This window comes from Actinospica sp., assembly GCF_035552695.1.
GTDB lineage: Bacteria > Actinomycetota > Actinomycetes > Streptomycetales > Catenulisporaceae > Actinospica.
In genome coordinates this window covers 1-25,696 of sequence record NZ_DASZKT010000032.1, presented here as the reverse complement: position 1 = coordinate 25,696, position 25,696 = coordinate 1, and the positions used below count along the sequence as shown (strand labels likewise).

The following is a 25,696-nucleotide window of genomic DNA, read 5'->3' as shown; positions in this document are numbered from 1 at the left end:
CCAGCCGCGCGGCCAGATAGTTAGACAAGCTATATAGTTTGGGCTATGCTTTCTACATGAGCGTGGAGCGAGACCAGCGGGTGGCGGCGGAGGCCGTGTATTGGCTGTCGGCGGCGGTGATTCGGTATACGTCGCAGCCGCGGCAGCTGAGTCTGACGGGGTTGGCGACGCTGGCCACGTTGGAGCGGCGGGGGGCTCAGCGGGTCTCGGAGCTGGCGGGGGTGCAGGGGGTGGCGCAGCCGTCGATGACCGTGCTGGTCGGGTCGCTGGAGCAGGCGGGACTCGTCTCGCGGCGGCCGGATCCGAGTGACGGGCGGGCGGTGCTGGTCTCGCTGACGGCGCAGGGGGAGCAGTTCCTCGCCACGCGGCGTCGGGCGGCGGCGGAGCGGCTGTCCGAGCTGGTCGGCAAGCTGCCGGTGGCCGACGCGGAGGCACTCGCCGCCGCGGTCCCTGCGCTCCTTCGGCTGCGCGAACTGCAGGAGGAGGCCATGGAGGCCGCCACGACCTCGAATCGAAGCAAGTAGCAGCACGCAGAAGTCGAGAACCACCAGTCGAAAACCACCAGTCGAGAACATCGATCCCACAAGGACAATCTCGTATCGAAAGCGAAGCGACGCGAATGAGCAGCAGCAATACGGACGTTCAGACTCAACCGCACACCCCCGACCCCGGCCACGGCGACAATCACAGCCACGGCCACGCGGCGACCGGGAGCCCCTTCCGTCAGCCGAGGGCCGTTTGGGCGGTCGCGTTCGCTTGCGTGGTGTCCTTCATGGGCATCGGGCTCGTCGATCCGATCCTGCCCGCGCTCTCCTCGCAGCTGCACGCCAGCACGAGCAACGTCGAGCTGCTGTTCACCAGCTACCTGGTGGTCACGGCCGTCGCGATGCTGGTGACCGGCTGGGTCTCCAGCCGCATCGGCGGCAAGCGGACGCTGATCGCGGGGCTCGTACTCATCGTGCTGTTCAGCGCGCTGGCGGGGTCTTCGCACACGATCGCCCAGATCATCGACTTCCGGGCGGGCTGGGGGCTCGGGAACGCGCTGTTCATCGCCACCTCGCTCGCGGTCATCGTCGGCGCGGCGTCCGGCGGGTTCAACGGGGCGATCATTCTGTACGAGACGGCGCTGGGGGTCGGCATCGCGCTCGGTCCGCTGGTCGGCGGGCTGCTCGGCGGGATCAGCTGGCGCGGGCCGTTCTTCGGTGTCACGGTGCTGATGGCGATTTCGCTGACCGCGACCCTCGTCTTCCTGGATCAGACTCCGAAGCCCACTCGGAAGATCGGGCTCACCGAGCCGCTGCGCGCGCTGCGGCACCGGGGGTTGGCGACGGTGAGCATCGTGGCGCTGTTCTACAACTGGGCGTTCTTCACGGTGCTCGCGTACAGCCCGTTCCCGATGAACCTGGGCATTCACGAGCTGGGGTTCGTGTTCACCGGCTGGGGACTGTTCGTCGCGATCTTCGCGGTGCTGGTGGCGCCGCGGCTGCAGGCCAGGTTCGGCACGGCGCGCACGCAGTACGCCAACTTCTCCCTGATGGCGCTCGACCTGCTGGTGATCGCGCTGTGGACGGACCACAAGGCGGTGCTGATCGTCGCGGTCATCGTGTCAGGAGCCTTCATCGGTGTCAGCAATACCCTGATGACGCAGGCGGTCATGCAGGTCTCGCCGGTCGACCGGTCGGTGGCCTCGGCCGCGTACGGCTTCGTGCGGTTCATCGGCGGCGGGCTCGCGCCCTACTTCGCCGGGAAGCTGGCCGCGCACTACAACGTGCACGTGCCGTTCTACGTCGGCGCCGCGATGCTGATCGTGGCGATCGGCGTGCTGGCTACCGGGCATCAGCTGATCGCGGCCGCGGACGGCGGCGAGACCGCGGACGCGGCGGGCGAGCCGGGCGACGAGGAGACCGCCGAGGAGACCGGGGAGATGATCTCGGTCGGGCTGGCCGACTGAGTACTCGAACAACCAGGTCAGGGGCCGCATCGGGAAACCTGTGCGGCCCCTTTCCGTTGCGCCGCTTGCGTTTCGGGCTACATACTCGGTATACATACTGCGTATGCAACAGCTGGAGGGGAGGTGCGCACCATGTCCGTCAAGCACGGGATTCTCGCGTTGCTGCGGGAGCGGCCGGGCTACGGATACCAGCTGCGCGCCGCATTCGAGGAGACGACCGGCTCGACCTGGCCGGTGAACATCGGCCAGGTCTACACCACGCTCGGTCGGCTGGAGCGGGACGGCCTCGTCGCCAAGACCGGCGAGGACGCGGAGGGGCACGTCGTCTACGAGATCACGTCGTCCGGCGTGACGGAACTCGACGACTGGTTCGCGCGGCCGATCACGCAGAGCGATCGGCCGCGCGACGAGCTCGCGATGAAACTGGCGCTGGCCGTGACCGTGCCGGGGGTGGACGTCGCCGCGCTGGTGCAGCTTCAACGCAACCACGCGCAGACCACCCTGCACTCACTGACCCAGCGCAAGCTGCGGGCCACCGAGCCGCACCTGGCCTGGTCGCTCGTCCTCGAGGCGCAGATCTTCCAGGCCGAGGCGGAGATCCGCTGGCTGGACCACGTGGAGGAACAGGTATGCCGCAGGAATGGGTAGGGCCCGTCGTCAGCCTCAGGGATCTGACACGCGTGCACGGCAGCGGGGAGGCCTGCGGGTCGGCGGCACGGTGACCATCCCCGCCTCGTCCACACGCGATGGCCAGGCCGCGTCGTTCACCGTCGTCGGCCTCATGCAGCAGCCGACGGCCATGACCGGGGACGCGATCTACGCACTGCCGGGTGCCCCGGCGGTGATCGGCGAAAGCCACGTCGGCTGGTTCGTGCTGAACCACGGCGGCGTGACGTGGAGCCGGGTCGAACAGCTGAACCAGGGCGGCTACCGCGTCGTCTCGCGTGACGTCGTGCTGGATCCGCCCGCAGCGTCGAAGACCCCTTATTACCTTCGGGCATACGGCGCGCCGGGAAGCGCGAGCGCGGCGAAACTCGCGGTCGTGACCATTACGGTCGGCATCGCGCTGCTCGAGGTCGTACTGCTCGCCGGACCGGCCTTCGCGGTCTCCGCGCGCCGCCGCGAGCGCGAGTACGCGATGCTGGGTGCGGTCGGCGCTGACGGCACCCACCTGCGCAGAATCGTGCTCGCTGACGGTCTGGTGCTCGGCACGATCGCGGGCGTACTGGGGGCCGGGCTCGGCTTCGGGGCAGGCGCGGTGACGCTCGCCTTCATGGCGCGGTATTCCGGCCGACTTCCCGGAGCCGTGCACGTGGACGTCGCCCGCGTGCTGATCGTGGCGCTCCTCGCCATCGTGCTCGGCCTGTGCTCGGCGCTCGCGCCCGCGCTGTCCGTGGCGAAGCGGGATATTCTCAGTGCCCTCAACGGTCGCCGCACGGTGGCCGGCCGCCGGGTGCGCGTCGGCCGCCTGGCGCTCGGCCTGGTGCTGATCGCCCTCGGCATGGTCGCGGAGTACTACTTCGGCGGTCACAGCTTCAGCAGCGGAGGCCTGGACGTCGTCCTGGGCATCGCGCTCATCGAGGTCGGCTGCATCCTGTGCACCCCGGCGATCATCCGGCTGCTCGCCAGGTTCGGCAGGGTCCTGCCACTCGGCCCCCGGCTGGCGCTGCGGGACGGGGCGCGCAACTCGGCGCGCACGACGCCGGCGGTCGCGGCGATGTTCGCCGCCGTCGCCGGTGCCGTGGCCGCCGGTGCGTGGATCCAGAGCGGCGTGGTCCTGGAGCAGGCCGGCTACCAGCCCGCACTGCTGCCCAACCAGGTCGCCGTGGTGGGCGTCGCCAACGGGCAGCAGGCCTCCGCGATCACCGCCAAGCTGCGCGGCGTCCTGCCGATAACGGACAGCATGCTGACACAGTCGGCGGGACGGGCCGACGCCCCGGACACCTGGCAGGTCTCCTTCATGTATCCCGGCCAGAGCCCGTGCCCCAGCGACGAATCCACCGCGAACAGCGACATAACCTCACTCTGCGGCGCGGGCTCGTACGGCGGCGCCACCCCGCAGAGCATGGTCGGCGGCCCGCAGGTGTTCCGCGAGGTGACAGGGTTCGACAACGCACAGGCAGACGCAGTGCTCGATCAAGGCGGCGTAGTCCTGTTCACGCCAGGGATCGTGCGGAACGGCAAGGTGATGCTGGACGCCCCGGCAGGAGGCAAGGGGAATCCGAAGGCGAGGTACGTGACCATCCCGGCCGTCTACGTCCCCGTGCACGGATATCCGAACCCCGGCTTCATCCTCGCGCCGAAGACCGCTCAGGCGGCCGGCATCGCGGGTGGCACGCAGACGCTGCTGCTCGACCTGAGCAGTCACGCCGATGCCACGCAGCAGTTCGCCGCGAACCAGATCCTCGACGGCTTCAGCGTCAGCGGCGGGCTGATGGTTGAGGACGGCCTGCACAGCAACTACGGGCTCGCGAACGAGGTGGTGCTGCTCGCCGCGATGTTCGTCGCGATCGGCGCCGCGGCCATCGCAACGGGCCTGGCGCTCGCGGACGGCCGCGCGGACCAGGAGACGCTCGTCGCGGTCGGCGGCAGCCCGTGGACGCGGCGTTGGCCGGCCGGCAGCACCGCGCTCGTGGTGACCGGACTCGGCGTGCTGATCGGTGTCCCGATCGGCTTCCTCATCGCGGCGGGCCTGGTCAAAGTCAGCGATCTGGCGCAGATCGGGCCCGAGATGTCCGGTGCGTCGCGCCCGTTCGCCGTCCCGTGGCTGGATCTCGGCGGCCTCGCGCTCGCCGTTCCGCTGCTGACGGCGCTCGGCGCTATGCTGCTGAGCCGTTCGAAGGCGCCCGGATCCGGCCGAGCCCTGGGCTGAACCGTTTCCCGATCTAGGAGAGTGAGTAAAATAGCTGAGGTGATCCGACGTGGCCTCGAATACTCCGCGGTCCCCGGCTTCGAGCCGACTCTGTTGGACCTCTATACGCCGGACGGCGTGACCCGGCCCCCGCTCGTCATCTGGATCCACGGCGGCGGGTTCCACAGCGGGGACCGGGTCGGGCTGCCGGGCACGCTCTCGCCCGGCTCGATCTTCGGCGCGCTGACCGCCGCCGGGCTGGCCTGCGCCTCGATCGACTACCGGCTCGCGCCCGCCGCGCGTCCCGCGGACCAGGCGGCCGACGTGCGTGCCGCGGTGCGGTTCCTGGTCCAGCGGGCGCCGCGCTACGGCTACGACCCGGATCGGCTCGGGGTCTGGGGCGAGTCGGCGGGCGGCCTGCACGCGCTGCTGGCCGGGTTGACGATTCCGCAGGTGAAGGCCGTGGTCGCGTGGTATCCGGTGACGGACCTCGCGGAGTTCCTACCCACGGATCCCGCGGACCTGGAGCGGCAGTCGGCGCTCTACGGCGTGCTGATGAAGGACGCGCGCGAGCTCGCGGGCGCCGCCAGCCCGATGACGCACGTGCGCGAGGGGGCCCCGCCCGTCCTCCTCGTGCACGGCGACGCGGACGAGGAGGTGCCGATCTCGCAGAGCCTGCGGCTGCACGGGCGGCTGCTCGATGTCGGCGCGGACTCGACGCTGCACGTCGTACCCGGCGCCGGCCACTGCTTCGAGGGTTACCCGGACGTCCCCGGCCTGCTCAAGGAGTCGGTCGACTACCTCGGCTCGCGGCTGATGCGCTGACCGTCGTCGCGTCCGCCTTCGCCGCGTTGATTTCGCAGGCTACCGCTGCGGGACCGCGCAGCCGTCCGGGCCGCAGATCTCGCCGCTGGTGCCGATGTCGTCCGGACCGAGCCCCGGCACGGTCGGCAGCTTCAGCGGCTGCGGACGCGTGCGCCACGCCTCCTCCAGCGCCTGCCTGAACAGGTCGGCGGGCTGCCCGCCGGACACGCCGAAGCGCCGGTCGAGCACGAAGAAGGGCACGCCTGTCGCGCCGAGTTCCTCGGCCTCCCGCTCGTCCTGCCGCACATCGGCCGCGTACGCCTGCGGGTCGTCGTAGACCGCGGCCGCCTCGTCCTTGTCCAGGCCCGCCTCGACGGCCAGTTCCAGCACGCGACCGCGGCCGAACACGGAGCGCTCGTCCGCGAAGTTCGCCTTGAAGGTGAGGTCGATCAGCTCGTTCTGCGCGCCCTTGGTCTTGGCGAAGTGCAGCAGCCGGTGGATGGCGAAGGTGCTGCCGCTGTCGCGACCCTCCGCGATGTAGTCGAGGCCCTCGGACCGCGCATTGTCCGCGACCCGCTGCTCCGCCTGCCGCGCCTGGCTCTCGGACATGCCGTACTTCTGCGCGAGCATCGGGATGACCTGCGCAGTCTCGCCCTCGGGCCGCTGCGGGTCGAGCTCGAAGGAGCGGAAGACGACCTCCACCTCGTCCTTGTGCTCGAACTCGGCGAGCCCCTGCTCGAAGCGGGCCTTCCCGATGTAGCACCACGGACAGGCCACATCGCTCCAGATCTCGACTTGCATATTCCGGCTCCCACCGACCTCTAGAAGTTCATTCACTGAGGTCAGCGGTGCGCGGCCGGGGATTATTCCGGGCCGCCCGCGCGCTCGACGAGGGCGATCGCCTCGTCGATGGACGCGGCGGCGAACTCCGGCCGCGGGTCCGCAGGGCCGCGGACGACGTCGTACGGCAGCCAGATCGTGCGCAGACCCGCGGCGATCCCGCCCTCGACGTCCTTGGAGAGCATGTCGCCGACCATCCAGCCGTCCGGCCCCAGTTCGACGCCGAGCTTGCCCGCCGCGAGCTCGAAGATCCGCCGATCCGGTTTGCGGTACCCGGCCGACTGGGAGTCGATCACCGCGTCCACGTAGTCGCGCAGGCAGACGTGGTCGATCTTGCCGTGCTGCACGCGCGTCATGCCGTTGGTGACGATGCCGAGCAGCCAGCCCGCGTCGCGCAGCCGCGTCAGCCCGGCGGCCACGGTCGGAGAGAGGGTGAACTTCCGTGCGTACGACTCGGCGAACTCGTCGAAGAGCTCTGCTACCGGGGTGGCGATCCCGTACCACTCGCGGGCCTTCTCGGCGAACTCCAGCCAGGTGTCGACCTCGCGCGCCCGGCGGGTCACGACGTGGGCCGCGGCCAGCTCGTCGTTCCCGTCACCGATTCCGTACTCGGCGACGAAGTCGAGTGCCCACGCGTGCAGCGCGGTTCGGGTGTCCACCAGAGTGTCGTCGAGGTCGAAGAAGGCGAAACTCATGCGCTCATCCTACGGACGCCTCGCGCATGAAGATGGTCATCCGGTGCCGCACGGTGAATCCCGCGCGCTGGTAGACGCCGAGCGCGCCGCTCGGATTGTCCCCGTAGACGCCCAGCGACGCGGAATCGAAGCCCCTGGCGGCCGCGCCCTCGGCGGCCAGGTTGATCAGGGTGCTGGCAATGCCGCGTCCGCGGTGTTCGCGGCGGGTGCCGATGTAGTTGATGTACAGGTCGCGGCGGCCGGTCGCGGCGGTATTCGCCTCGTAGCAGCGGCAGAAGATGTAGCCGGCGAGGGTGCCGGATTCCGCGTCGCGCAGCCCGAAGGTCAGCTCTCCCTGGAAGCTCGCGGTCCCGGTTCCCATGACGTGCGGCCAGGATTCGACGGTCTGGATGGTAGAGCCCGGATGGTCGGGAACGAAGGCGATGTTGTGCGTATCGCGGAACTCCTCGGCCAGCGCGTCCTCGTAGTTGATGAGCGTGAAGCCGTCCGGGACCTGCGTCTTTCCGGACTCTCGGCCGGCAAGGTCCAGCTCCATCAGGAACTCGTAGCGCTTCGCCGTGAACCCGCACGCCTTGAACAGCGCGACGCCGCCCGTCAGCGTGTCGTGCACGCCCGCATGCAGTTCGCACCGAGCACCCGGGAAGCGTCGCTCGGTGATCCGTGCCGCCGCGCCCAACGCCCATTCGACGACCGCCGTGCCGAGTCCGCGTCGGCGCAGTTCGGGGAGCACCTTGCCCCAGAAGAACATCCTATGTACCGGATCGGCCGCCGTGCGCGCGTAGACGATCCCGGCGGCGACGAGGCGTCCGTCGATGAAGGCGCCGTAGGCGCCGTCCTGCGCGTCCACCGCGGGGCTGTCGAACTCCTCTGCGAAGTCCTCGGCTCCGTAGGCCTCGTCCAACTGGTCCACGGCGTCCGCCGCCGCGTTGAGCTCGGCGAGCGCGGGCGCGTCGTCCCTGGTCAGTGTGCGCCAGACAGGATCCATGCCGGGCATGCTACGTGCGGGAGCCGCGACGTGCATCCGATTTTGCCTTCAGGGGGTTTACGCGTGCGGCCGATTGGGCGAGGTTGTTCCTCATGCCCACCACCACGTTGATATCGCGCAAGAGATCCTTGCGCGGCACAGCCCTCGCCGCCGCACTCGTGGCCGGATTCGCGCTGACCGCCGGGCCCGCCGCCGCGTCGTCCGCGGCGTCGTCCAGCACAGCGTCGTCCTCTGCGTCGTCGTCCAGCACCTCGCACGGAGGGGCCGCCCGGCACGCCGCCACCATCACTGCGCGGAGCGGCTCCGGTACCTCCGCCGACTTTGTCGAGAACGGGTATCAGAACCCGGTCACCGCGTTCGAACCGGTCTCCCGCCCGGACACCCGAAGCTGCACGGTCACCGCGATGCAGTACGACTTCGCGAACTCCTACTCGACCGGCGACTACATCGGCACGCTCACCCCGCCGAGCGACTGCTCCGGGCCGTGGAACAAGGTCGTGCTCGACTGGTCCGGCAGCGTCGCGGGCGTGCAGTACGACCGCCTCGCCGGGGTCTGGATCGGCGGCGCCGAGGTCTTCCGCACCAGCACGCCGGAGCCGGACGCCGCGGGCATCTCCTGGCACGTCGACGAGGACCTCAGCAAGTACATCCCGCTGCTGGAGAAGACGCAGCCGATCGACGTCAGCCTAGGCAATGTAGTCAACAGTACATACACTGGCGTGTATCACATCACGCTGAAGATCACGTACTACGTGGCCGACCGCACGCACCCGGCCGCGCACACGGCGAACGAGGTGCTGCCGCTCAGCAACACCGACAGCAACGGCGCCTCGGACTGGTGGGACCTGACGAAGGGCCAGAGCGCGAGCCTCACCGAGACGTTCCCGACGAACCTGACCAGCGCCAGCGTCGAGGTCTACGCGCGCGGCAACGGCTGCGAGGAGTTCTGGTACAGCAACGTCCCGGACAACGACGCGGCCGACATCGCCAACGGCTACTGCAGCGGCGGCACGTACCGCGAGGTGGGCGTGGAGGTCGACGGCAAGCTCGCCGGGATCGCGCAGGTGTATCCCGTGATCTACAGCGGCGGGATCAATCCTCTGATGTGGCGGCCGATCATGAGCGTCGACTCGCTGCGCACCGAGCCGTACACGATGAACCTGACCCCCTTCGCCGGGCTGCTCTCGGACGGAAAGCAGCACACGGTCACGATCGTTCCGCCCGCCGACATCAGTGACGTGTGGATGGTCGACGCGACGATGTTCCTCACCACCGACGCGCACACGGCCCACACCGGCGGCGCCGTCACCGCGGACACCATCGCCGCCGCTCCGTCGCTCACGACGAGCATCACCAGCCCGGCCGCCGGCACGAACCTGATCACCGCCGACGCGAGCCGCGATTGGCGCGTGTCAGGCTACGTCGACACCAGCCGCGGCCGGGTCACGACGACCGTCAGCCAGCACGCGACGTACCAGAACGCTGACAAGATCTGGCAGAGCGGCGAGAACCAGACGGTCACGCAGAAGGACCAGGGCTACGGCATCGTGACCACCAACGGGCTGTCGACCAAGGCGACGTGGAGCTACCCGATCACCATGAACGCGAGCTACGTGCCCGACGGGACAGGCTCCGGCTTCCTGCTCACCGCCCAGGTCAGCCAGGCCCGCTTCAGCACCACGGCCGTCGGCGTCGCCGAAGGAAACGGCGGCGGCGCGTGGCTGACCACCGGCTCCATCGCCGACCAGGTCAAGGCGAGCGGCGTCCTCCAGCGCGACGACTCCGGCGCCAGCATCCAGGCCGACGGCCAGGATTCGGAGGACTACGAGAGTCAGGGCATCACGGAACCGTGCTACCACCACGTCATCGAGGCCGACCACGGCCAGGTGACCTCGGACACCCGGCCGGGGTGCTGGGGATAGCGCGGCGGGAGCGCGTGAAAGGTCGACGCGTCGGTAAAGCTCGATGCGTCGGGAAAGATTGACGCGTCGGGAAAGATTGACGCGTCGGGAATCTCCGACGTATCTTGAAGTCATGTCGACCGACGTGTTCGGCGCGCTGGCCAATCCGGTGCGCCGCCGACTGCTCGAGGGCCTGCGTGCGGGCCCGCGCTCCACGGGCGACCTGGCCGGGATGTTCGAACTCGGCCGGCCGGCCGTCTCCGAGCACCTCGCGGTGCTGCGGAGCGCGGGCCTGGTACGCGAGGAGCCGCGCGGACGGCACCGGTTCTACCACCTGGAAGCGGCGCCGCTCGCCGAGGTGGACGACTGGCTGCACCCCTTCGAGCGGTACTGGAACCAGCGCCTGCGTGCGCTGTCCGAACTGCTGGACGAGGAGACCCCATGACCGCCGAGAATCCCGGGAAGGCCGAGAATCCCGAGAAGGCCGTGGACGCCGGGAAGCCGGCCGTCATCCGCTGCGACCGCTTCCTGCCGCACCCGCCCGCCAAGGTGTGGGCCGCGCTGACCGAGCCGGAGCGCCTCGCCCGCTGGTTCACGAAGAGCGACATCAAGCCGCTCGTCGGCCACCGCTTCACCCTCGACATGCGGGAATGGGGCCTCCAGCCCTGCGAGGTGACCACCGTCGAGCCGGAGCGGCTGCTCGCCTACCGCTTCGCCGAGGGCACGCTCGACACCGTCATCACGTGGCGGCTCGAACCCGAGGGCAAGGGCACCCGCCTCTTCCTGGAGCACGCCGGCTTCGACCTCGACTCCCCGCTCGCCAAGCACGCGTACCACGGCATGGGCGAGGGCTGGCCGCTCCTCCTGGCACGGCTCGAGACCGTCCTAACCGAAGAAGGCTGATTCGGCCTGGGATGTACGAATCCGAAGACGCCTGGCGCGACGTCGACGTCTACTTCGCCGACGCGCTCTTCAGCGAGGACCAGGCGCTCACCGCCGCCCGCGAATCCGGCCACCGGACCACGATGCCGAGAGCGGAGGTGGCCCCGAACCAGGGCAAGCTGCCGGCGATGCCGTGCCAGATCGCCGGTGCGGGCGGAAGCGTGATCGTGATTGATAACGTCGTGCGCAATGGTGATCGTCCGCCGGACCTGCTGAACTTCAACACAGCCCGTCTGCGACGCGAACTACTCGTCCGGGTCCTCGTCCTCGTCGTCTAGGCGGGCGAGCCAGGTTGCCAGGCGCTCGACGGGGGTTTCGAAGTCGGGGTTCAGGTCGACGAAGGTGCGCAGCTGCTCGGCGAGCCATTCGAGCGTGACCTGTTCCTCGCCGCGTCGCTGAGCGAGTTCCTCGATGCCCCGGTCGGTGAAGTACATGCGCGGATCTTATCTCGCGTGCATCGGGCGGCGGATCACGGACTACGGCGGCCGGCTGCAGCGGCTGACTACAGCAGTTTGGGCACCGTCACGACGACTAGCTCGGATGCGTCCTCGGAGAGCGACAGCGTGCACTGCAGGGCGTCCAGCTCGCCCAGGCGGCTCACGTGGGTGCCGCCGCAGAAGATGGAGGCGGTGCCCTCGGGGAGCTCACAGACCCATTCACGGCGGGCGGTGAGGCGGGCGGTCTTCTCGCCGCCGAAGATCTCGATGCGGACGCGGGCGTCGGCGGCGATCCACTCGGCGAGGCGGGTGTTGACGCGGTCGGCCAGTTCGGGCAGCTGCTCGGCGAGGCCGTCGGGGTCGAAGCCCTTCTTGCGCAGGGATTTGCCGATCCGGTACCGGTCCGTGCTGGCGTGCTCGTCCATCCGCGACGACTCCATCGCGATGGCGTCGAAGTCGGGGCGGCCGAAGGAGTCCTCGCGGCCGGGGGGCTTGCGCCAGCGCTCGGCCAGCGCCTCGTTGAGGGCCAGCGCCATGACGTGGCAGCCGGTGTGCGCGGCCGACAGGGCCCGCCTGCGGTCGGCGTCCACGCGGAGCTGGGCGTTGGCGCCGAGCAGCGCCTCCGGCTGCGGGACGGCCTCAAGCAGGTGCACGACCTGCCAGGTCCACGCCTCGTCGCCGCGCTTGACCGGGATCTCCTCGCCGAGCGCGAACTGGCCGTCCGGGCCGATGGCACCGGTCACGGCGTCGACGACGGGGTAGACCACGCCGTCCACCAGCACGGTTCCACTGTCGCCTGGCTGGTCGGGCCAGGTGTGGTCGACCGGGTGGAAGGGCGTGGTGTCCACGATCAGCCCGAGGACGCCGACGGCGTCGCGCGCCCCGAGCGGCACGAGCGCTCGTACCGCCGACGCGCCCTCGGTCGCACCGCTCGGGAACGTCACCAGGGTCGTGTCGTGCTGCAACATGCCCTCAGTCTCGCACGCCGGGGATGAGATCGGGGGCGGGTCCCCGGGATTCGCCGGAGACCCGCGCGAGAAGTCGGCGTCTCAGCCCACTGCGACATCGAAGATCGGCACCACGAACGCCCGGGCCAGCGAGTGGAAGAACAGGTTGAAGCCGAGCACCTCCGGCCGGGTCGACGCGTCGAGGCCGAGGCTCTCCACGTCCACCGCGTGCACCACGAAGAAGTAGCGGTGCGGACCGTGGCCCGCGGGCGGGGCGCTGCCGACGAAGCCGGCGAAGCCCGCGCTGTTCGCCAGGGTGAGCGCGCCCTTGGGCAGCGACTCGGCGCCCGGGGTGCCCGCGCCGGTCGGCAGTTCGGTCACGTTCACCGGCACGTCGGCGACGGCCCAGTGCCAGAAGCCGGAGCCGGTCGGCGCGTCCGGGTCGTAGCAGGTGACCGCGAAGGACTTGGTCTCGGCGGGGAACCCGGACCAGGACAGCTGCGGGGACAGGTCCTCGCCGCCGGGCACGCCGAAGGCCTTCGAGCTGACCGGCGGCGGCACGGTCACGCCGTCCGAGACGTCGGTGCTCGTCACCGTGAACGTCGGCAGCTCGGGCAGGTTGTCATAGGGGTTGAACGGAAACGGAGCTCTACGCGATTCGCTCATGCCAGTAGTTAATCAGCACGAACGAGTTTTCACGCAGAGCCCCGCGCCTGACGCTACGCCACTTGGTAGGCGCCGCGGTCCGCGACGACCGTGAACAGCTCGGCCTGCGGCAGCGCCTCGGAGACCGTCTCCGCGACCCGCTCGAGCCGCTCCGTGGACACCAGGGCGATCGCGCAGCCGCCGAAGCCGCCGCCGGTCATCCGGGCGCCGTGCGCGCCGCCGCGCAGCGCCGCGTCCACCACGATGTCGAGCTCCGCGCAGGAGACCTCGAAGTCGTCGCGCAGCGAGATGTGCGAGGCGGTCAGCAGTTCGCCCGCCGAGTTCAGCCGCGGGCCCTCCAGCGGGCCGAGCTGCAGCAGGCTGACGAAGCGGTTGACCCGGTCGTTCTCGGTCACCACGTGCCGGACCCGGCGCAGGTCCGCCTCGTCCAGCACCGTCGCGGCACGTTCGAGGTCTGCGAAGCTCAGGTCGCGCAGCGCCGGAACGCCCATCAGCCGGGCCGCGCGCTCGCAGGCCGCGCGACGGTCCGCGTAGCCGCTCTCGCCGTGCTGGTGCTGCACCTTCGTGTTCATCACCAGCAGTGCGAGGCCGGCCTCGCCGAGCGCGAAGGGGTGTATCGCGATGTCGAACGTGCGCGTGTCGATGTGCAGCACCGCGTCCGCCGCGCCGAACGCCGAGGAGAGCTGGTCCAGCGGGCCGCAGGGCACGTGCGCGTACGCGTTCTCCGCGTACTGCGAAAGCCGGGCGAGTTCGGCGGGCGAGATCGGCTTGCCGGAGAGCGCCGCCAGGGCGAGGCCGGTGGAGCATTCGAGGGCCGCCGACGAGGAGAGACCGGAGCCGACCGGGACGCGCGAGGAGAACGCCAGGTCGGCGCCCTTGAAGTCGGCCGGGAGCGCGCCCGCGCCGATCATCGCCCAGGCCACGCCCGCCGGATAGTCCGCCCAGCCGGTGCGCTCACCGGGGATCAGCGACGCGACGGGAATCTCGAGGACGCCGGTCTCGCCCTGCCCGGAGACCATCCGCAGCAGGCCGTCGAGCCGCGGTGCGGCGGCCACCGCGGTGTACCGGTCGATGGCCATCGGGAGCACGAAGCCCTCGTTGTAGTCGGTGTGCTCGCCGATCACGTTCACCCGGCCCGGAGCCGCGAAAATCCCGGTCGGCACCGCGCCGTAGACGGCCTCGAACATCTTCCTGGCAGCCTCTGCGGCCTCCTGTGCGGCGATCGACATACTGTCGGTTGCTCCTTCTTCCGCTCCGCCTTGCGTAGCCACGGTCAACGCGCGCCTACTTGGCACAGTATTCACCGTCCCGCGCTACGGAGTGCAAGCGCCGCTTGTTCGGGGGTGGTGTCGCTCGCGAAGGCGCCCATCCCGGATTCCGCTCCAGCCAGGTACTTCAGCTTCCCGGGCGCCCGGCGGACCGTGAAAATCTCGGCGTGCAGCGCGGCTTCCGTCGTCGCGCCCGGAGCCCGCTTCGGCGCCTGGTGCCAGGCCGAGATGTACGGGGTGCGGTTGGCCGGCCGGCCCTCCGGCGCCGGGAACAGGCCGTCGAATCGTCGCAGTAGGCTGAGGTAGATCGGGGGGAACGCGGCGCGCTGCGCGTCGTCCAGCGCGGTGAAGTCCGAAGTGCGCCGTTTCGGGTACAGGTGCGCCTCATACGGCCAGCGCGCGGCGTACGGGGTGAAGGCGATCCAGTGCTCGTTCTCCTCGATCACCCGCTCGCCGGCGGATTCGCGTTCGACGATGTCCTCGAACAGGTTGCGGCCGGTGCGCTCGCGGTACGCGGCCGCCTGCGTGATCGCGCGGTCCATCTTGGGCGCGACGTAGGGGAACGCGTAGATCTGGCCGTGCGGATGCGCGAGGGTGACGCCGATCTCCTCGCCGCGGTTCTCGAAGACGTAGACCTGGCGCACGTCCGGCCGGCCCAGCAGGTCCGCGGTCCGGTCGGTCCACGCCTCGAGCACCAGCGCCGCCCGCGCCTCGCTCAGGCCGGCGAAGGACTTGTCGTGTTCGGACGTGAAACACACGACCTCGCAGCGCCCGCCGTCCGGTCCGCCGAGCGAGGGGAAGCGGTTCTCGAAGACGGCCACCTCGTAGCTCGGCGCCGGGATCTCGGTCAGCCGGTCGCCCACGGTCGGGCACAGCGGGCACTGGTCGGCCGGCGGCTTGTAGGTCCGGTTCTGCCGCTGCGCGGCGATGGCGATCCATTCGCCCTGTGCCTCGTCGTGGCGGGTCTCCGCGGCGCGGTGCATGGGCTCGAGCGGCCGCCGGTCGGCGTACTGCCCGCGCGCCTCGCCGTCGCCGGAGTCGTAATAGAACAGCTCCCGGCCGTCGGCCAGGGTGATCACGGTCTTCTTCACTACCGCGCCTCTTCACTTCTTGCAGCCGGACACCGTCTACGCCTCGTATTTAAACATAGTCAAACGTAAACGCACAAGGGATAGCATGGTGGTGTGACGCAGACTGACAGCAGCGAACGCGGCCTACTGGCCGGGCAACGCCGGGCCGCCATCGTGCGCGAGGTGCGCGAGCGCGGCGGGGTGCGGGTGACGGAACTGGTCGACCGGTTCCGGGTCTCGGACATGACGATCCGGCGCGACCTGGACGCGCTGGCCAGGGCCGGGCAGCTGGAGAAGGTGCACGGCGGGGCGGTGGCCGTCGGCGAGTCGAGCGCCTACGAGCCCGGCTTCGAGGCGAAGCAGGACCGGGACACCGCCCTCAAGGAGGCGATCGCCCAGGCCGCCGCGGTGCTGGTCGTCCCGGGCAGCGCGATCGCGCTGTCGGCGGGCACCACGACGTACGCGCTGGCCGGCCGGCTCACCGCGGTGCCCGGGCTGACGGTGGTCACCAACAGCATCCGGATCGCCGAGCGCTTCTACGCGGCGGCCAACCCGAACGGCGGCCCCGGCCCCACGGTCGTGCTCACCGGCGGCGTGCGCACCCCCTCGGACGCGCTGGTCGGCCCGGTGGCGGACGCGGCGATCCGCAGCCTGCACTTCGACGCCGTGTTCCTCGGCAGCCACGGGATCTCCCCGGAGGCCGGCCTGTCCACGCCGAACCTCGCCGAGGCCGAGACGAACCGCGCGCTGGTGGCCTCGGCCCGCCGGGTGATCGCGGTGGCCGACCACACGAAGTGGGGGCTGACCGGCCTGGCCGGCTTCGCCCGGCTGTCCGACGTGGACCTGTGGATCACCGACCCGGGACTGTCCGAGGACGCCAGGGAGACCGCCGCCGAGCTGGTCGGCGACCTGATGCTGGCAGAGGTCTGACCCGCGGATCAGACCTCCGCGCACGCGCTCCGCGGTCAGCCCTTGTTCGCGCCGAGCGTGAGCCCGGAGACGAACTGCTTCTGCAGGGCGAAGAAGACCACCAGCGTCGGCACGGCCACGATCATCGAGGCCGCCGAGATCAGGTTGTTGTCGGTGAAGAACTGACCGGTGAGGTTGTTCAGCGCCGCCGTGATCGGGCGGTTGGATCCGGTCTGCATGAGCACCGTCGCCCAGAAGAAGTCGTTGTAGATCCAGGTGAACTCGAGCGTGGCCAGCGCGGCGAGGGCCGGGCGGCACAGCGGCAGCACGACCTGCCAGTACTGCCGCCACTCCGAGGCGCCGTCCACGCGGGCCGCCTCGGTGATCTCGTTCGGAACCGTGCGCATGAAGTTGGAGAGCACGAACACGCAGAAGCCGGTCTGGAACGCGACGTGGATCAGGATCAGGCCGAAGAACGAGTCGTCGAGGTGGCCGGAGTCCGACAGGAACGACGGCAGCGGAATGGTGATGTAGAGCTTGTACAGCGGCGTGATGATCGCCTGCTGCGGCAGCAGGTTGCCCGCGGTGAAGATCATCAGCATCAGCAGGTTGAACTTGAAGCTGTGCCGCGCGAGGACGAACGCCGCCATGCTCGCCAGCCAGAGCGTGATCAGGAGCGCCGGGATCGTGATGATCGCGGAGTTCTTGAAGTAGAGCGGCAGGTCCGCCTCGCTCCAGGCGTTCGAGAAGTTGGTGAAGTTGTAGTGGCCGCCGATGGAGACGTAGCCGTGTTTGGCGGTGTCCGCGTACGGGCGTAGCGAGGTGTAGAGCGCGTAGAGCACGGGCGCGATGAACACGATGCACGTGGCGATCAGGAAGGTGTGCAGGATCGCCCGCGCGAGGCTGAAGCGGCGCCGCCGGTTGCGGCGTGCCGCCGGCGTCTCGGCCGTGGTCTCGTTTCCGGTGAACGTCGCGGCGGTCATGACCGGGTGTCCTTCCGGAAGGTGATGTACACGTACGGCAGCACGAAGGCGAGCGAGATCACCAGCAGGATCGTGGCGAGCGCGGAGCCGAAGCCGATCCGGCTGGTCTCGCCGATGATGTTCGCGGTGATCAGCGTGGAGAGCAGTTCGAGACCGTTCGTGCCCTGATTGATGATGTAGACGATGTCGAAGGCGCGCAGCGACTCGATGACGGTGACGACGACCACGACGATGTTGATCGCGCGCAGTGCGGGCCAGACCACGTGCCGGAACGTCTGCCATTCGTTCGCGCCGTCCAGCGACGCGGCCTCCTGGAGGGAGGGGTCGACGGACTTGAGCCCGGCGAGGAAGAGGATCATGACGTAGCCGGTCTGCCGCCAGCAGGCCATGATCAGCACGGCCCAGATGTTGAGGCTCGGGTCGCCGAGCCAGTCGATCAGGTTGTTCTGCCCGGCGTGCCCGGTCAGGTTGTTCACCAGGCCCTGCGTCGGGGAGAAGACGAGCTCGGTCATGAACCCGACGAGCGCGAGGGAGAGCACGACCGGCAGGAACAGGATCGACTGGTAGATCCGGGAGCCGCGCAGCTTCTTGTTGAGCTGGTGGGCGAGGAACAGGCCGAAGGGCGCCGGGAGCACGAAGAACACGGCGAGCCAGAGCAGGTTGTGCTCGATGGCCGGCGGGAACTCCGGATAGATCGTGAAGATGATCCGGTAGTTGTTGACCCCGGCCGGCTTCATGTCGGAGAAGCCGCCGATGCCGGTCCAGTTGAAGAAGGACAGGGCGACGGTGGCGAGCGCCGGGAGCCAGACGAAGGCGAGGGACAGCAGCAGCGGCACGCCGCCCATCAGGGACAGCGCGGCCCGGTCGCGCAGCGTGTAGCGCCTCAGGCGCCTGCGGCGGGTGGGGGAGGAGAGCGTGGTCGAAGCCAAGGGGGAATCAGTCCTCTACTTCTCTTGGTGCAGGGCGAACGGCCGGTGCCCCCGCGGGGAGCACCGGCCGCGGATCGCGGCTGACTCAGCCGTTGGTCGCCCAGATGGTCTTGGCCTGCGCGTCGATGTTCGCGAGGATCGAGGCGGCGTCGCCAGGGTTGGACAGGAACTTCTGGATCGCCGGGAGCATCACCGGGTCGGCGAAGCTCGGCAGCGTGTCCCGGTCCATGAACTGCGACAGGTGCTTGGCGCTGTTGATCAGCGAGATCGCCGAGGTCTGCGGCTTGGTGTACTTGCTGGTGTCCACGCCGGAGGCGGTGGCGATGTCCGCCGGGTTGGAGCCGAGCCAGACCTGCTGCGCGGTCGCGGTGCCGAGGTACTCGAGCAGCTTCGTGGCCCCGGCGGAGTTCTTCGGCGACTTGGCGACCATGAACCCGTCGATCGGCGCCTCCACCGAGTCCTGCCCGTAGGTGGAGTTGATCTCAGGGAAGGCGAAGAAGCCGAGGTCGTCCGCGTTGGCGCCGGTGAAGATGGTGCCGATCTGGTCCAGGCCGAGGACCATCATCCCGGCCTGCTTGTTCAGGATCTGGTTCGCGCCCTCCTGCCAGGTCAGGCCGAGGAAGCCGGGGGAGTAGTACGGGATCAGCTGCTTCCACTGGTCGAACACGGCGGCGACCTGCGAGGAGTTCCAGCCCTGACCGGTGCGCATCAGGTTGATGTGGAAGTCGTAGCCGTTGATGCGCATGTTGAGATAGTCGAAGGTGCCCATGGCGGGCCAGCCGTCCTTGTCGGTGAAGGAGATCGGGATCAGCCCGTCCGTCTTCATCTTCTTGGCCAGGGCTATGTACTCGTCCCAGGTGGTCGGCTCGGTGTAGCCCTTCGAGGCCCACAGGCTCTTGCTGTAGAACACGGCCCAGGGGTAGTAGTCGAAGGGCACGAAGTAGTAGTTGCCGTCCGCGCCCTTGGACTGCGCCTTCATCGCGTCGGTGTACGAGCCGCCGATCTTGGTCCAGACGTCGTTGACGTTGCTGGCCAGGCCCTGCGAGGCGAAGTACTGCATGCGCTCGCCGGCGAACCAGTTGAACACGTCCTGCGGGTTGCCCTGCAGGTAGGTGGTGATGTTCTGCTGGAAGGTGTTGTGGTCGACCCAGTTGACGTCGATCGTCAGCCCGGTGGCCTTCTTCGCCGCGGTGAACAGCGTCTGGTAGGCACCCTTCGGTTCCGGCACGGCCGCGTTCGAACCGAAGGAGACGACGCCGCTCGCCTCGCCTCCGCCCGACTTCGAGGAGGAAGAGCATGCCGACAGGGTGGGTAGCGCGGCCACGCCTGCTGCCGCGAGTGCGCCCTTGAGCAGAGAGCGGCGGCCGAACGCGTGCGCGGACGACGAAGCTGAGTGGTACGAGGTCACGAACTGCCTCCAAGGTGCGTCTTTGCGGATGGAGTCCCGGAGCCCGTGCGTGGTGGTGGTCGGTGGTGGAACGTGCCCCGGGGGCCCCGGACCTGTGTGGAATCCTCGACAAGTCCGAACGATTGCAGTGATTTTCAAACGTGAACAAACAGCGATCTCTGGCAGCCAACCGTGCGATGACAGCCTTGTCAAGCGCTCTTATTCAAACTGCAACCTGAAACAGTGCTGTACCTTGACGGGTCGGCGCCGCTGTTTCAGGATCCGCTCCGGCGACGGGATCCAACATAATCTGACGGTCCATGAGCCAGCGCGCTGTTGGGAACTGATCGGACGGCGTGCGGATCGCACAAGGCCGCACAGGCCGCGGCGCGGCGCTCCCGGCGGCGCCGAACGGCGGTCCGGGCCGGGCGCGCGGCGCTCGCGGTACTCGCAACCGCGGCGCAGGGCTCGCGGGGCCGCCGAGCCCTGGTGGGAAACAAAAGGTTCCGGTCGACGTTGACCGGAACCGTCGTACAGAGTTCACCCGGACGCAACGGGGCGTCAAGGGCCGTCCAGCGATTCGGGACCGATGTTTCCGGATCGTGTCCAATCCCGCTGTTCGCTACAGCCTGTAAGCTCTTCGGCCTGTCCACACCGCGGAACGTAGCTGACCTTTGTCCGCGGGCGTGGCTAGACTCGGCCTCATGCATCGCACCGGCCCGCGGCAGTTGCCGCCGCCCCGCGCCTGACCGGGCGCGAGGAATCCACGGCTTTTCCCACACCTGAGCGGCACGGCGAGTACGCCGTCCGCCGGTGATGCGACGCTTCGCGCCCAGAAGTCAGTCCCCGTCTCCAGACACTCACTGACCTTCGAAGGTGCGGTTCCTTTCCATGACTGCTGAAGTCGAGCTGTCCCGTCCTGCCCTGCCCGCCCATCAGGCCGAACTCGTGCGCGGCATCCTCCCGATCCTCGTCTGCTCCGTGCTGTGGGGCTGCGTCGGTCTGGTCTCCACGTACATCCCCGCGGCCGCGTCGCCGGAGTCCGTCGGCGCGTGCGGCATGATCGTCGCCGGCGTGTCGATGCTGATCGCCCGGCCCGGTGCCAGGGTCATGATCCTGCGTGCGCGCGGCCGAGACCGCGTGCTGCAGGTCATCGGCTCGCTCGGGCTGCTGGCGTACCCGCTCGCGTTCTTCCCCGCGGTGCACCGCCTCGGCGTCGCCCTCGCCACCGCGATCACGCTCGGCAGCGCGCCGCTGTTCACCGGCCTGATCTCGCGCTTCGTCGAGAAGCGGCAACTCACGCGGCGCTGGCTGCAATGCGCGCCGATCGCCGTCGCGGGAACCGTGCTGATGGTGACCGGCGACGCCGGTGCGCACGCCGTGAGCGTCGTCGGCGTGATCTTCGCGCTGATTCCGGGCCTGTCCTACTCGATCGCCTCCTCGGTCGCGGCACGCCTGATCGGCCAGGGCAACGCGTCGGGTGACGTGTACGGCGCCATGTTCGGCACGTGCGCGGTGTGGTGCGTCCCGGTGCTCGTGCTGAGTGACGGAGTTCACGGTCTCATCGGCGTGCGCGGCGCGGCCGTCGTCCTCTTCTACGGCTGCGTCACCAACTACCTCTGCTACACGCTTTTCGGCAGTGCCCTGAGATACACCACCGCGGCGACGGCGACGACAGTGACGCTCGCGGAGGGCGCGGTCGGCACGCTGCTCGGGGTCTTCGCGCACGACGAACGGCTGGCGCCCGCGGCGTGGGCCGGACTCGGCCTGCTCGCCGCGGCGCTGGTCCTGCTGAGCCTGCCAGGCCGTCGCCTCCACCAAGGTGTCCGCCGCTCCGGCTAAATTGGTGCCGTGACCGCCAAGAACAGTGCCGAAGCCGGGGACGAGCAGTTCGCCCCCGGCTTCGGGCTCGCCGTGCTCGAAGCCGTCCTGGAGCGGATCACGTTCGCGAACGAGGACAACGGCTACACGATCGCGCGGGTGGATACCGGGCGCGGCGGCGAACTGCTGACGGTCGTCGGCGCGCTGTTCGGCGCGCAGCCCGGCGAGTCACTGCGGATGCGCGGGCGCTGGGGTTCGCACCCGCAGTACGGCCGCCAGTTCCAGGTCGAGAACTACACGACCGTCCTCCCGGCGACCATCCAGGGCATCCAGCGCTACCTCGGCTCCGGCCTGATCAAGGGCATCGGGCCGAAGACCGCGGAGAAGATCGTCGGCCATTTCGGTACTGAGACCTTGAACGTGATCGAGGACGACCCCAACCGGCTGATCGAGGTGCCCTCGCTCGGGCCCAAGCGCTCCAAGCTGATCGCCGTCGCGTGGGTGGAGCAGAAGGCCATCAAGGAGGTCATGGTCTTCCTGCAGTCGGTCGGCGTCACCACGTCGATCGCCGTACGCATCTACAAGGAGTACGGGGACAACTCGATCGAGATAGTGAAGACGGAACCGTACAAGCTGGCGAGCGACGTCTGGGGCATCGGCTTCAAGACCGCCGACGCGATCGCCGTGGCCGTCGGGATTCCGCACGACTCGCCGGAGCGGGTGAAGGCGGGATTGCAGTACGCGCTGTCCCAGGCCACTGATGCGGGCAACTGCTTCCTGCCCAAGGAGAAGCTGCTCACCGAGGCGGTGAAGATCCTCCAGGTCGGCGAGGAGCTGTGCGCGAAGTGCCTGGAGGAACTCGTCGAGGCCGAGGGCGCTGTCCGGGAGATCTTGCCGGGGGAGTTCGCGCACACGGAGGCGCTCTACCTCGTCCCGTTCCATCGCGCGGAGACGGCGCTCAGTCGGCAGCTGCTCGAACTCCTCAATACGCGCGAGGACAATCTCGCCGCGTTCCAGAACGTCGACTGGTCCAAGGCGCTCGGCTGGCTGCGCGAGCGCACGGGCAGCGAGCTGGCGCCCGCGCAGGAGCAGGCGGTCAAGCTCGCGCTGACGGAGAAGGTCGCCGTGCTCACCGGCGGACCGGGCTGCGGCAAGTCCTTCACCGTGCGCTCGGTCGTGGAACTCGCGCGGGCCAGGGGCGCGAAGGTCGTGCTCGCCGCGCCCACCGGCCGGGCCGCAAAGCGGCTCGCCGAGCTGACCGGCGCCGAGGCCGCGACCGTGCACCGGCTGCTCGAGCTCAAGCCCGGCGGCGACGCGGCGTACGACAAGGACCGTCCGCTGCCCGCCGACCTCGTGGTCGTCGACGAGGCCTCGATGCTCGACGTGCTGCTCGCGAACAAGCTGGCCAAGGCCGTCGGCCAGGGCACCCACCTGCTGCTCGTCGGCGACGTGGACCAGCTCCCGAGCGTCGGCGCGGGCGAGGTGCTGCGCGACCTGCTGGACTCCGAACCGGTGCCGCGCGTCCGGCTGACGCAGGTCTTCCGCCAGGCTCGGGAATCAGGCGTCGTCGTCAACGCGCACCGCATCAACTCCGGCAAGCCGCCGCGGCTGCGCGAATTCGAGGACTTCCACCTCTTCCTGCAGGACGAGGCCGAGCCGGCGGCCCAGCTGGTCGTGGACCTCGCCGTGCACCGGATCCCGAAGAGGTTCGGCTTCGACCCGCGCCGCGATATCCAGGTCCTGACCCCGATGCACCGCGGCCCCGCCGGCGCCGGCAATCTCAACCTGCTGCTCCAGCAGGAGCTCACCCCGCACCGCGAGGGCGTACCCGAGCGACGCTTCGGCGGCCGCACCTACCGCGTCGGCGACAAGGTGACGCAGATCAGGAACAACTACGACAAGGGCAGGAACGGCATCTTCAACGGCACCGGCGGCATCGTCACGGCCATCGACCCCGAGGAGCAGAAGCTCACCCTCCGCACAGACGAGGACGAGCTGATCCCGTACGACTTCGCCGAACTCGACGAGCTCCAGCACGCCTACGCCGTCACCGTCCACCGCTCGCAGGGCTCCGAGTACCCCGTCGTGGTCATCCCGGTGACCACCAGCGCCTGGATGATGCTGCAACGCAACCTGATCTACACCGGCATCACCCGCGCCAAGAAGCTCGTCGTCCTCGTCGGCTCCGAGAAGGCCCTGGCCCAGGCCGTGCGCACCCCCGGCTCCGGCAAGCGGCACACGGCGCTGGACCTGCGGCTGTCGGGGAAGCTTTAGCCTTTGCCGCGCGCGGGAATCCGTACTCCATGGTGAGCACTCTGATAACCAGGGACACGCGGGTGCTCGCCTATGAGCAGTTCGGGGATCCGTGCGGCAAGCCGGTGGACTTCCTGCACGGCACGCCCGGCAGCCGCCGCGGTCCGTGGCCGCGGCAGGCCCGGCTCTACCCGCAGGGCATCCGGCTAATCGCCTACGACCGTCCCGGCTACACATCGAGCCCAGGTCGAGCGCGCGGTCCAGCGCTCCGGTCGCGGCATACGCGCTCGCCAGGTTGATACCCGCGCCCTGGGCGAAGGGATTCTCCTTGCCGACGCCCGTCAGCAGCCTGCGATCCGCGTTGTCCAGCTCGGCGAGCGCCGCCTCGCGCTCGCCGCGCCGCAGCAGATAGCAGCCGTGGTTGTTGCGCGCCGCGCAGGGATCGTCGCCCTAGAGCGCGGACGGCTCGATCTCGCCCGAGGGCGGTTCGAGTCGAGTCTCGAGCACTTGCATTTCGGCGTCGGCGTCGCGAACACGGCGGCCGATCGAATCCTCGAGGCGCAGGGCTACGAAGGAACCGGTGAAGCCTACCGCCGGCTGGAACTGCCCGAGGAGGCGGCGAACTTCCATCGCGCGCAGCCGCGCTTTTCGGTCAGAACGCGGATGCGTGGCAGCAGGCGGCCGCGCTCGAACATCCGGCCCTCGTGCTGGAGGATCAAGGCGACGACCAGGGGGCGCGCAGCCAGCGACTGGAGAGCCTTGCCCTGATCTCGCGCTTCGACGATGGTCCCGCGATGGCGCTCAGGACGCGTCTCGAAGCGGCCGTACATGTGGACTGACGCGGCTTCCCGCTCCCATCCGCGCGGCCGTTTTCGGGCCTGGCACCACCCCTTGATACGATGGATCTTTGCCCGGCACCCGGCCCCGACCAGCAGTGGAGTGATCAATGGCGATCAGCGTGTTCGACCTGTTCTCGATCGGCATAGGGCCGTCGAGCAGCCACACGGTCGGGCCGATGCGGGCGGCGCGGATGTTCGCGGGGCGGCTGAAGTCGGAGGGGCTGCTGGCCCAGACGGTACGGGTGCGGGCGGAGCTGTTCGGCTCGCTGGGGGCGACGGGGCACGGGCACGGGACGCCGAAGGCGGTGATCCTCGGGCTGTGCGGGGAGGCGCCCGCGACGGTGGACGTGGAACGCGCCGACGCGGCGGTCGCCGAGGTGCGCGAGACGGGACGGCTGCGGCTGCTCGGGCGGGACCTCGGGGACGCGCACCCGATCGACTTCCACGAGCCCGACGACCTGATCCTGCACCGTCGCAGAGCACTGCCGTACCACGCGAACGGCATGACGCTGTGCGGCTACGACGCCGAGGGGCGGCCGCTGCTGGAGAAGACCTACTATTCGGTCGGCGGCGGCTTCGTGGTGGACGAGGACGCGATCGGCGCGGACCGGGTCGTGCCGGACGACACCCGGTTGCGCTACCCGTTCCGCACCGGCGAGGAGCTGCTGCGGCTGACCGGGGAGACCGGGCTGTCGATCAGTGCCCTGATGCTGGAGAACGAGAAGGCCTGGCGCACCGAGGACGAGGTGCGGGCCGGGCTGCTGGAGATCTGGCGCGTGATGCGCGCGTGCGTGGAGCGGGGACTCACCCGCGAGGGCATCCTGCCCGGCGGCCTGAAGGTGCGGCGGCGGTCGGCGATGGCGGCGCGGGCGCTGCGCGCGGAGGGCGTGAACCCGGCGAACGCGATGGAGTGGGTCACCCTCTACGCGATGGCCGTGAACGAGGAGAACGCGGCGGGCGGCCGGGTGGTGACCGCGCCGACGAACGGCGCCGCGGGCATCATCCCGGCCGTCGCGCACTACTACATGACCTTCATCCCCGGCGCGGACGAGGACGGCGTCGTCCGCTTCCTGCTCGCCGCGGGCGCGATCGGCATGCTCTACAAGGAGAACGCCAGCATCTCCGGCGCCGAGGTCGGCTGCCAGGGCGAGGTCGGCTCCGCCTGCTCGATGGCCGCCGGCGCGCTCGCCGAGGTGCTCGGCGCCAGCCCGGAGCAGG

The 25,696-nt window shown here is 69.5% G+C and carries 26 protein-coding genes; 14 read left to right on the top strand and 12 right to left on the bottom strand.

The annotated features are described in order from the left end of the window. The first annotated feature begins 56 nt into the window (after positions 1-56). The 5 genes from VG296_RS05495 to VG296_RS05475 all read left to right on the top strand — a co-directional run bounded on the left by VG296_RS05495 (position 57) and on the right by VG296_RS05475 (position 5,627). Positions 57-524 (top strand): MarR family winged helix-turn-helix transcriptional regulator, encoded by a 468-nt coding sequence (locus tag VG296_RS05495; RefSeq protein WP_325563738.1) that lies wholly within the window; start codon positions 57-59, stop codon positions 522-524. Between the two features lie 95 nt (positions 525-619). Next, on the top strand, positions 620-1,951 hold the full coding sequence (locus VG296_RS05490) for an MFS transporter (protein ID WP_325563736.1): 1,332 nt from the start codon (positions 620-622) through the stop codon (positions 1,949-1,951). A 132-nt stretch (positions 1,952-2,083) separates the two neighbouring features. Then, positions 2,084-2,599, top strand: coding sequence for a PadR family transcriptional regulator (locus VG296_RS05485; RefSeq protein ID WP_325563734.1), 516 nt, complete (start codon positions 2,084-2,086; stop codon positions 2,597-2,599). Between the two features lie 70 nt (positions 2,600-2,669). Next, positions 2,670-4,823, top strand: coding sequence for an FtsX-like permease family protein (locus VG296_RS05480; protein WP_325563732.1), 2,154 nt, complete (start codon positions 2,670-2,672; stop codon positions 4,821-4,823). Positions 4,824-4,862: 39 nt separating this feature from the next. Continuing rightward, the gene (locus VG296_RS05475; protein ID WP_325563730.1) at positions 4,863-5,627 is read left to right on the top strand and encodes an alpha/beta hydrolase; all 765 of its coding nucleotides are present in this window, start codon (positions 4,863-4,865) and stop codon (positions 5,625-5,627) included. A gap of 39 nt (positions 5,628-5,666) precedes the next feature. On the opposite strand, the gene VG296_RS05470 is transcribed toward VG296_RS05475, so the two are convergent. The 3 genes from VG296_RS05470 to VG296_RS05460 form a co-directional block, all read right to left on the bottom strand. Further along, positions 5,667-6,407: a DsbA family oxidoreductase gene (locus tag VG296_RS05470; RefSeq protein WP_325563728.1), complete on the bottom strand. Its 741-nt coding sequence runs from the start codon at positions 6,405-6,407 to the stop codon at positions 5,667-5,669. A 62-nt stretch (positions 6,408-6,469) separates the two neighbouring features. After that, on the bottom strand, positions 6,470-7,141 hold the full coding sequence (locus VG296_RS05465; protein ID WP_325563726.1) for an HAD family hydrolase: 672 nt from the start codon (positions 7,139-7,141) through the stop codon (positions 6,470-6,472). Between the two features lie 4 nt (positions 7,142-7,145). After that, positions 7,146-8,126, bottom strand: coding sequence for a GNAT family N-acetyltransferase (locus tag VG296_RS05460; RefSeq protein ID WP_325563724.1), 981 nt, complete (start codon positions 8,124-8,126; stop codon positions 7,146-7,148). A gap of 92 nt (positions 8,127-8,218) precedes the next feature. Here VG296_RS05460 and VG296_RS05455 point away from each other — a divergent pair, with 92 nt between their 5' ends. From VG296_RS05455 to VG296_RS05440, 4 genes are all read left to right on the top strand, one after another. Next, entirely contained in the window at positions 8,219-10,048 is a 1,830-nt protein-coding gene (locus VG296_RS05455; RefSeq protein ID WP_325563722.1) for a peptide-N4-asparagine amidase, read from the top strand. Between the two features lie 112 nt (positions 10,049-10,160). Further along, positions 10,161-10,472 carry a metalloregulator ArsR/SmtB family transcription factor gene (locus VG296_RS05450; protein WP_325563720.1) on the top strand — a complete coding sequence of 104 codons (312 nt, stop codon included), beginning with the start codon at positions 10,161-10,163 and terminating at the stop codon, positions 10,470-10,472. Continuing rightward, positions 10,469-10,930, top strand: coding sequence for an SRPBCC domain-containing protein (locus VG296_RS05445; RefSeq protein ID WP_325563718.1), 462 nt, complete (start codon positions 10,469-10,471; stop codon positions 10,928-10,930). The genes VG296_RS05450 and VG296_RS05445 overlap by 4 nt, the downstream gene beginning before the upstream one ends. Before the next feature lie 11 nt (positions 10,931-10,941). Further along, positions 10,942-11,247 carry a hypothetical protein gene (locus VG296_RS05440; RefSeq protein WP_325563716.1) on the top strand — a complete coding sequence of 102 codons (306 nt, stop codon included), beginning with the start codon at positions 10,942-10,944 and terminating at the stop codon, positions 11,245-11,247. Here the strand turns inward: VG296_RS05440 and VG296_RS05435 are convergent. The 5 genes from VG296_RS05435 to galT all read right to left on the bottom strand — a co-directional run bounded on the left by VG296_RS05435 (position 11,215) and on the right by galT (position 15,378). Continuing rightward, positions 11,215-11,403 carry a DUF6104 family protein gene (locus VG296_RS05435; protein WP_325563714.1) on the bottom strand — a complete coding sequence of 63 codons (189 nt, stop codon included), beginning with the start codon at positions 11,401-11,403 and terminating at the stop codon, positions 11,215-11,217. The genes VG296_RS05440 and VG296_RS05435 overlap by 33 nt on opposite strands. 68 nt (positions 11,404-11,471) lie before the next feature. After that, the gene (locus VG296_RS05430) at positions 11,472-12,374 is read right to left on the bottom strand and encodes a metal-dependent hydrolase (RefSeq protein WP_325563712.1); all 903 of its coding nucleotides are present in this window, start codon (positions 12,372-12,374) and stop codon (positions 11,472-11,474) included. Between the two features lie 81 nt (positions 12,375-12,455). Then, on the bottom strand, positions 12,456-13,019 hold the full coding sequence (locus VG296_RS05425) for a YbhB/YbcL family Raf kinase inhibitor-like protein (protein WP_325563710.1): 564 nt from the start codon (positions 13,017-13,019) through the stop codon (positions 12,456-12,458). Between the two features lie 53 nt (positions 13,020-13,072). Next, complete coding sequence (gene galK / locus VG296_RS05420) at positions 13,073-14,248, bottom strand: galactokinase (protein ID WP_325563708.1); 1,176 nt, start codon at positions 14,246-14,248, stop codon at positions 13,073-13,075. A gap of 71 nt (positions 14,249-14,319) precedes the next feature. Beyond that, complete coding sequence (gene galT, locus VG296_RS05415) at positions 14,320-15,378, bottom strand: galactose-1-phosphate uridylyltransferase (protein WP_325563706.1); 1,059 nt, start codon at positions 15,376-15,378, stop codon at positions 14,320-14,322. A 93-nt stretch (positions 15,379-15,471) separates the two neighbouring features. On the opposite strand from galT, the gene VG296_RS05410 reads away from it, so the two are divergent. Continuing rightward, positions 15,472-16,287, top strand: coding sequence for a DeoR/GlpR family DNA-binding transcription regulator (locus VG296_RS05410; protein ID WP_325563704.1), 816 nt, complete (start codon positions 15,472-15,474; stop codon positions 16,285-16,287). Between the two features lie 35 nt (positions 16,288-16,322). Here VG296_RS05410 and VG296_RS05405 read toward each other — a convergent pair whose 3' ends face one another. The 3 genes from VG296_RS05405 to VG296_RS05395 form a co-directional block, all read right to left on the bottom strand. Continuing rightward, positions 16,323-17,249, bottom strand: a complete 927-nt coding sequence (locus tag VG296_RS05405; protein WP_325563702.1) for a carbohydrate ABC transporter permease — start codon at positions 17,247-17,249, stop codon at positions 16,323-16,325. Then, positions 17,246-18,178 (bottom strand): sugar ABC transporter permease, encoded by a 933-nt coding sequence (locus VG296_RS05400; protein ID WP_325563700.1) that lies wholly within the window; start codon positions 18,176-18,178, stop codon positions 17,246-17,248. Before VG296_RS05400 ends, VG296_RS05405 begins: the two co-directional genes overlap by 4 nt. An 85-nt stretch (positions 18,179-18,263) precedes the next feature. Continuing rightward, positions 18,264-19,586 (bottom strand): carbohydrate ABC transporter substrate-binding protein, encoded by a 1,323-nt coding sequence (locus VG296_RS05395; RefSeq protein ID WP_325563698.1) that lies wholly within the window; start codon positions 19,584-19,586, stop codon positions 18,264-18,266. An 870-nt stretch (positions 19,587-20,456) separates the two neighbouring features. Between VG296_RS05395 and VG296_RS05390 the strand changes: the two genes are divergently transcribed. Genes VG296_RS05390 through VG296_RS05380 form a run of 3 tightly spaced genes read left to right on the top strand, consistent with a single transcriptional unit; the run spans position 20,457 to position 23,938 of the window. Beyond that, complete coding sequence (locus VG296_RS05390) at positions 20,457-21,407, top strand: DMT family transporter (protein ID WP_325563696.1); 951 nt, start codon at positions 20,457-20,459, stop codon at positions 21,405-21,407. A gap of 9 nt (positions 21,408-21,416) precedes the next feature. Beyond that, positions 21,417-23,660, top strand: a complete 2,244-nt coding sequence (locus VG296_RS05385; RefSeq protein ID WP_325563694.1) for an ATP-dependent RecD-like DNA helicase — start codon at positions 21,417-21,419, stop codon at positions 23,658-23,660. Between the two features lie 29 nt (positions 23,661-23,689). Beyond that, positions 23,690-23,938, top strand: coding sequence for an alpha/beta hydrolase (locus VG296_RS05380; protein WP_325563692.1), 249 nt, complete (start codon positions 23,690-23,692; stop codon positions 23,936-23,938). Positions 23,939-24,226: 288 nt separating this feature from the next. Here VG296_RS05380 and VG296_RS05375 read toward each other — a convergent pair whose 3' ends face one another. Further along, positions 24,227-24,469: a hypothetical protein gene (locus VG296_RS05375; RefSeq protein ID WP_325563690.1), complete on the bottom strand. Its 243-nt coding sequence runs from the start codon at positions 24,467-24,469 to the stop codon at positions 24,227-24,229. Positions 24,470-24,585: 116 nt separating this feature from the next. Between VG296_RS05375 and VG296_RS05370 the strand changes: the two genes are divergently transcribed. Further along, positions 24,586-25,696, top strand: a 1,111-nt coding sequence (locus tag VG296_RS05370) for an L-serine ammonia-lyase (protein ID WP_325563688.1), incomplete at its 3' end; no start/stop codon positions are given.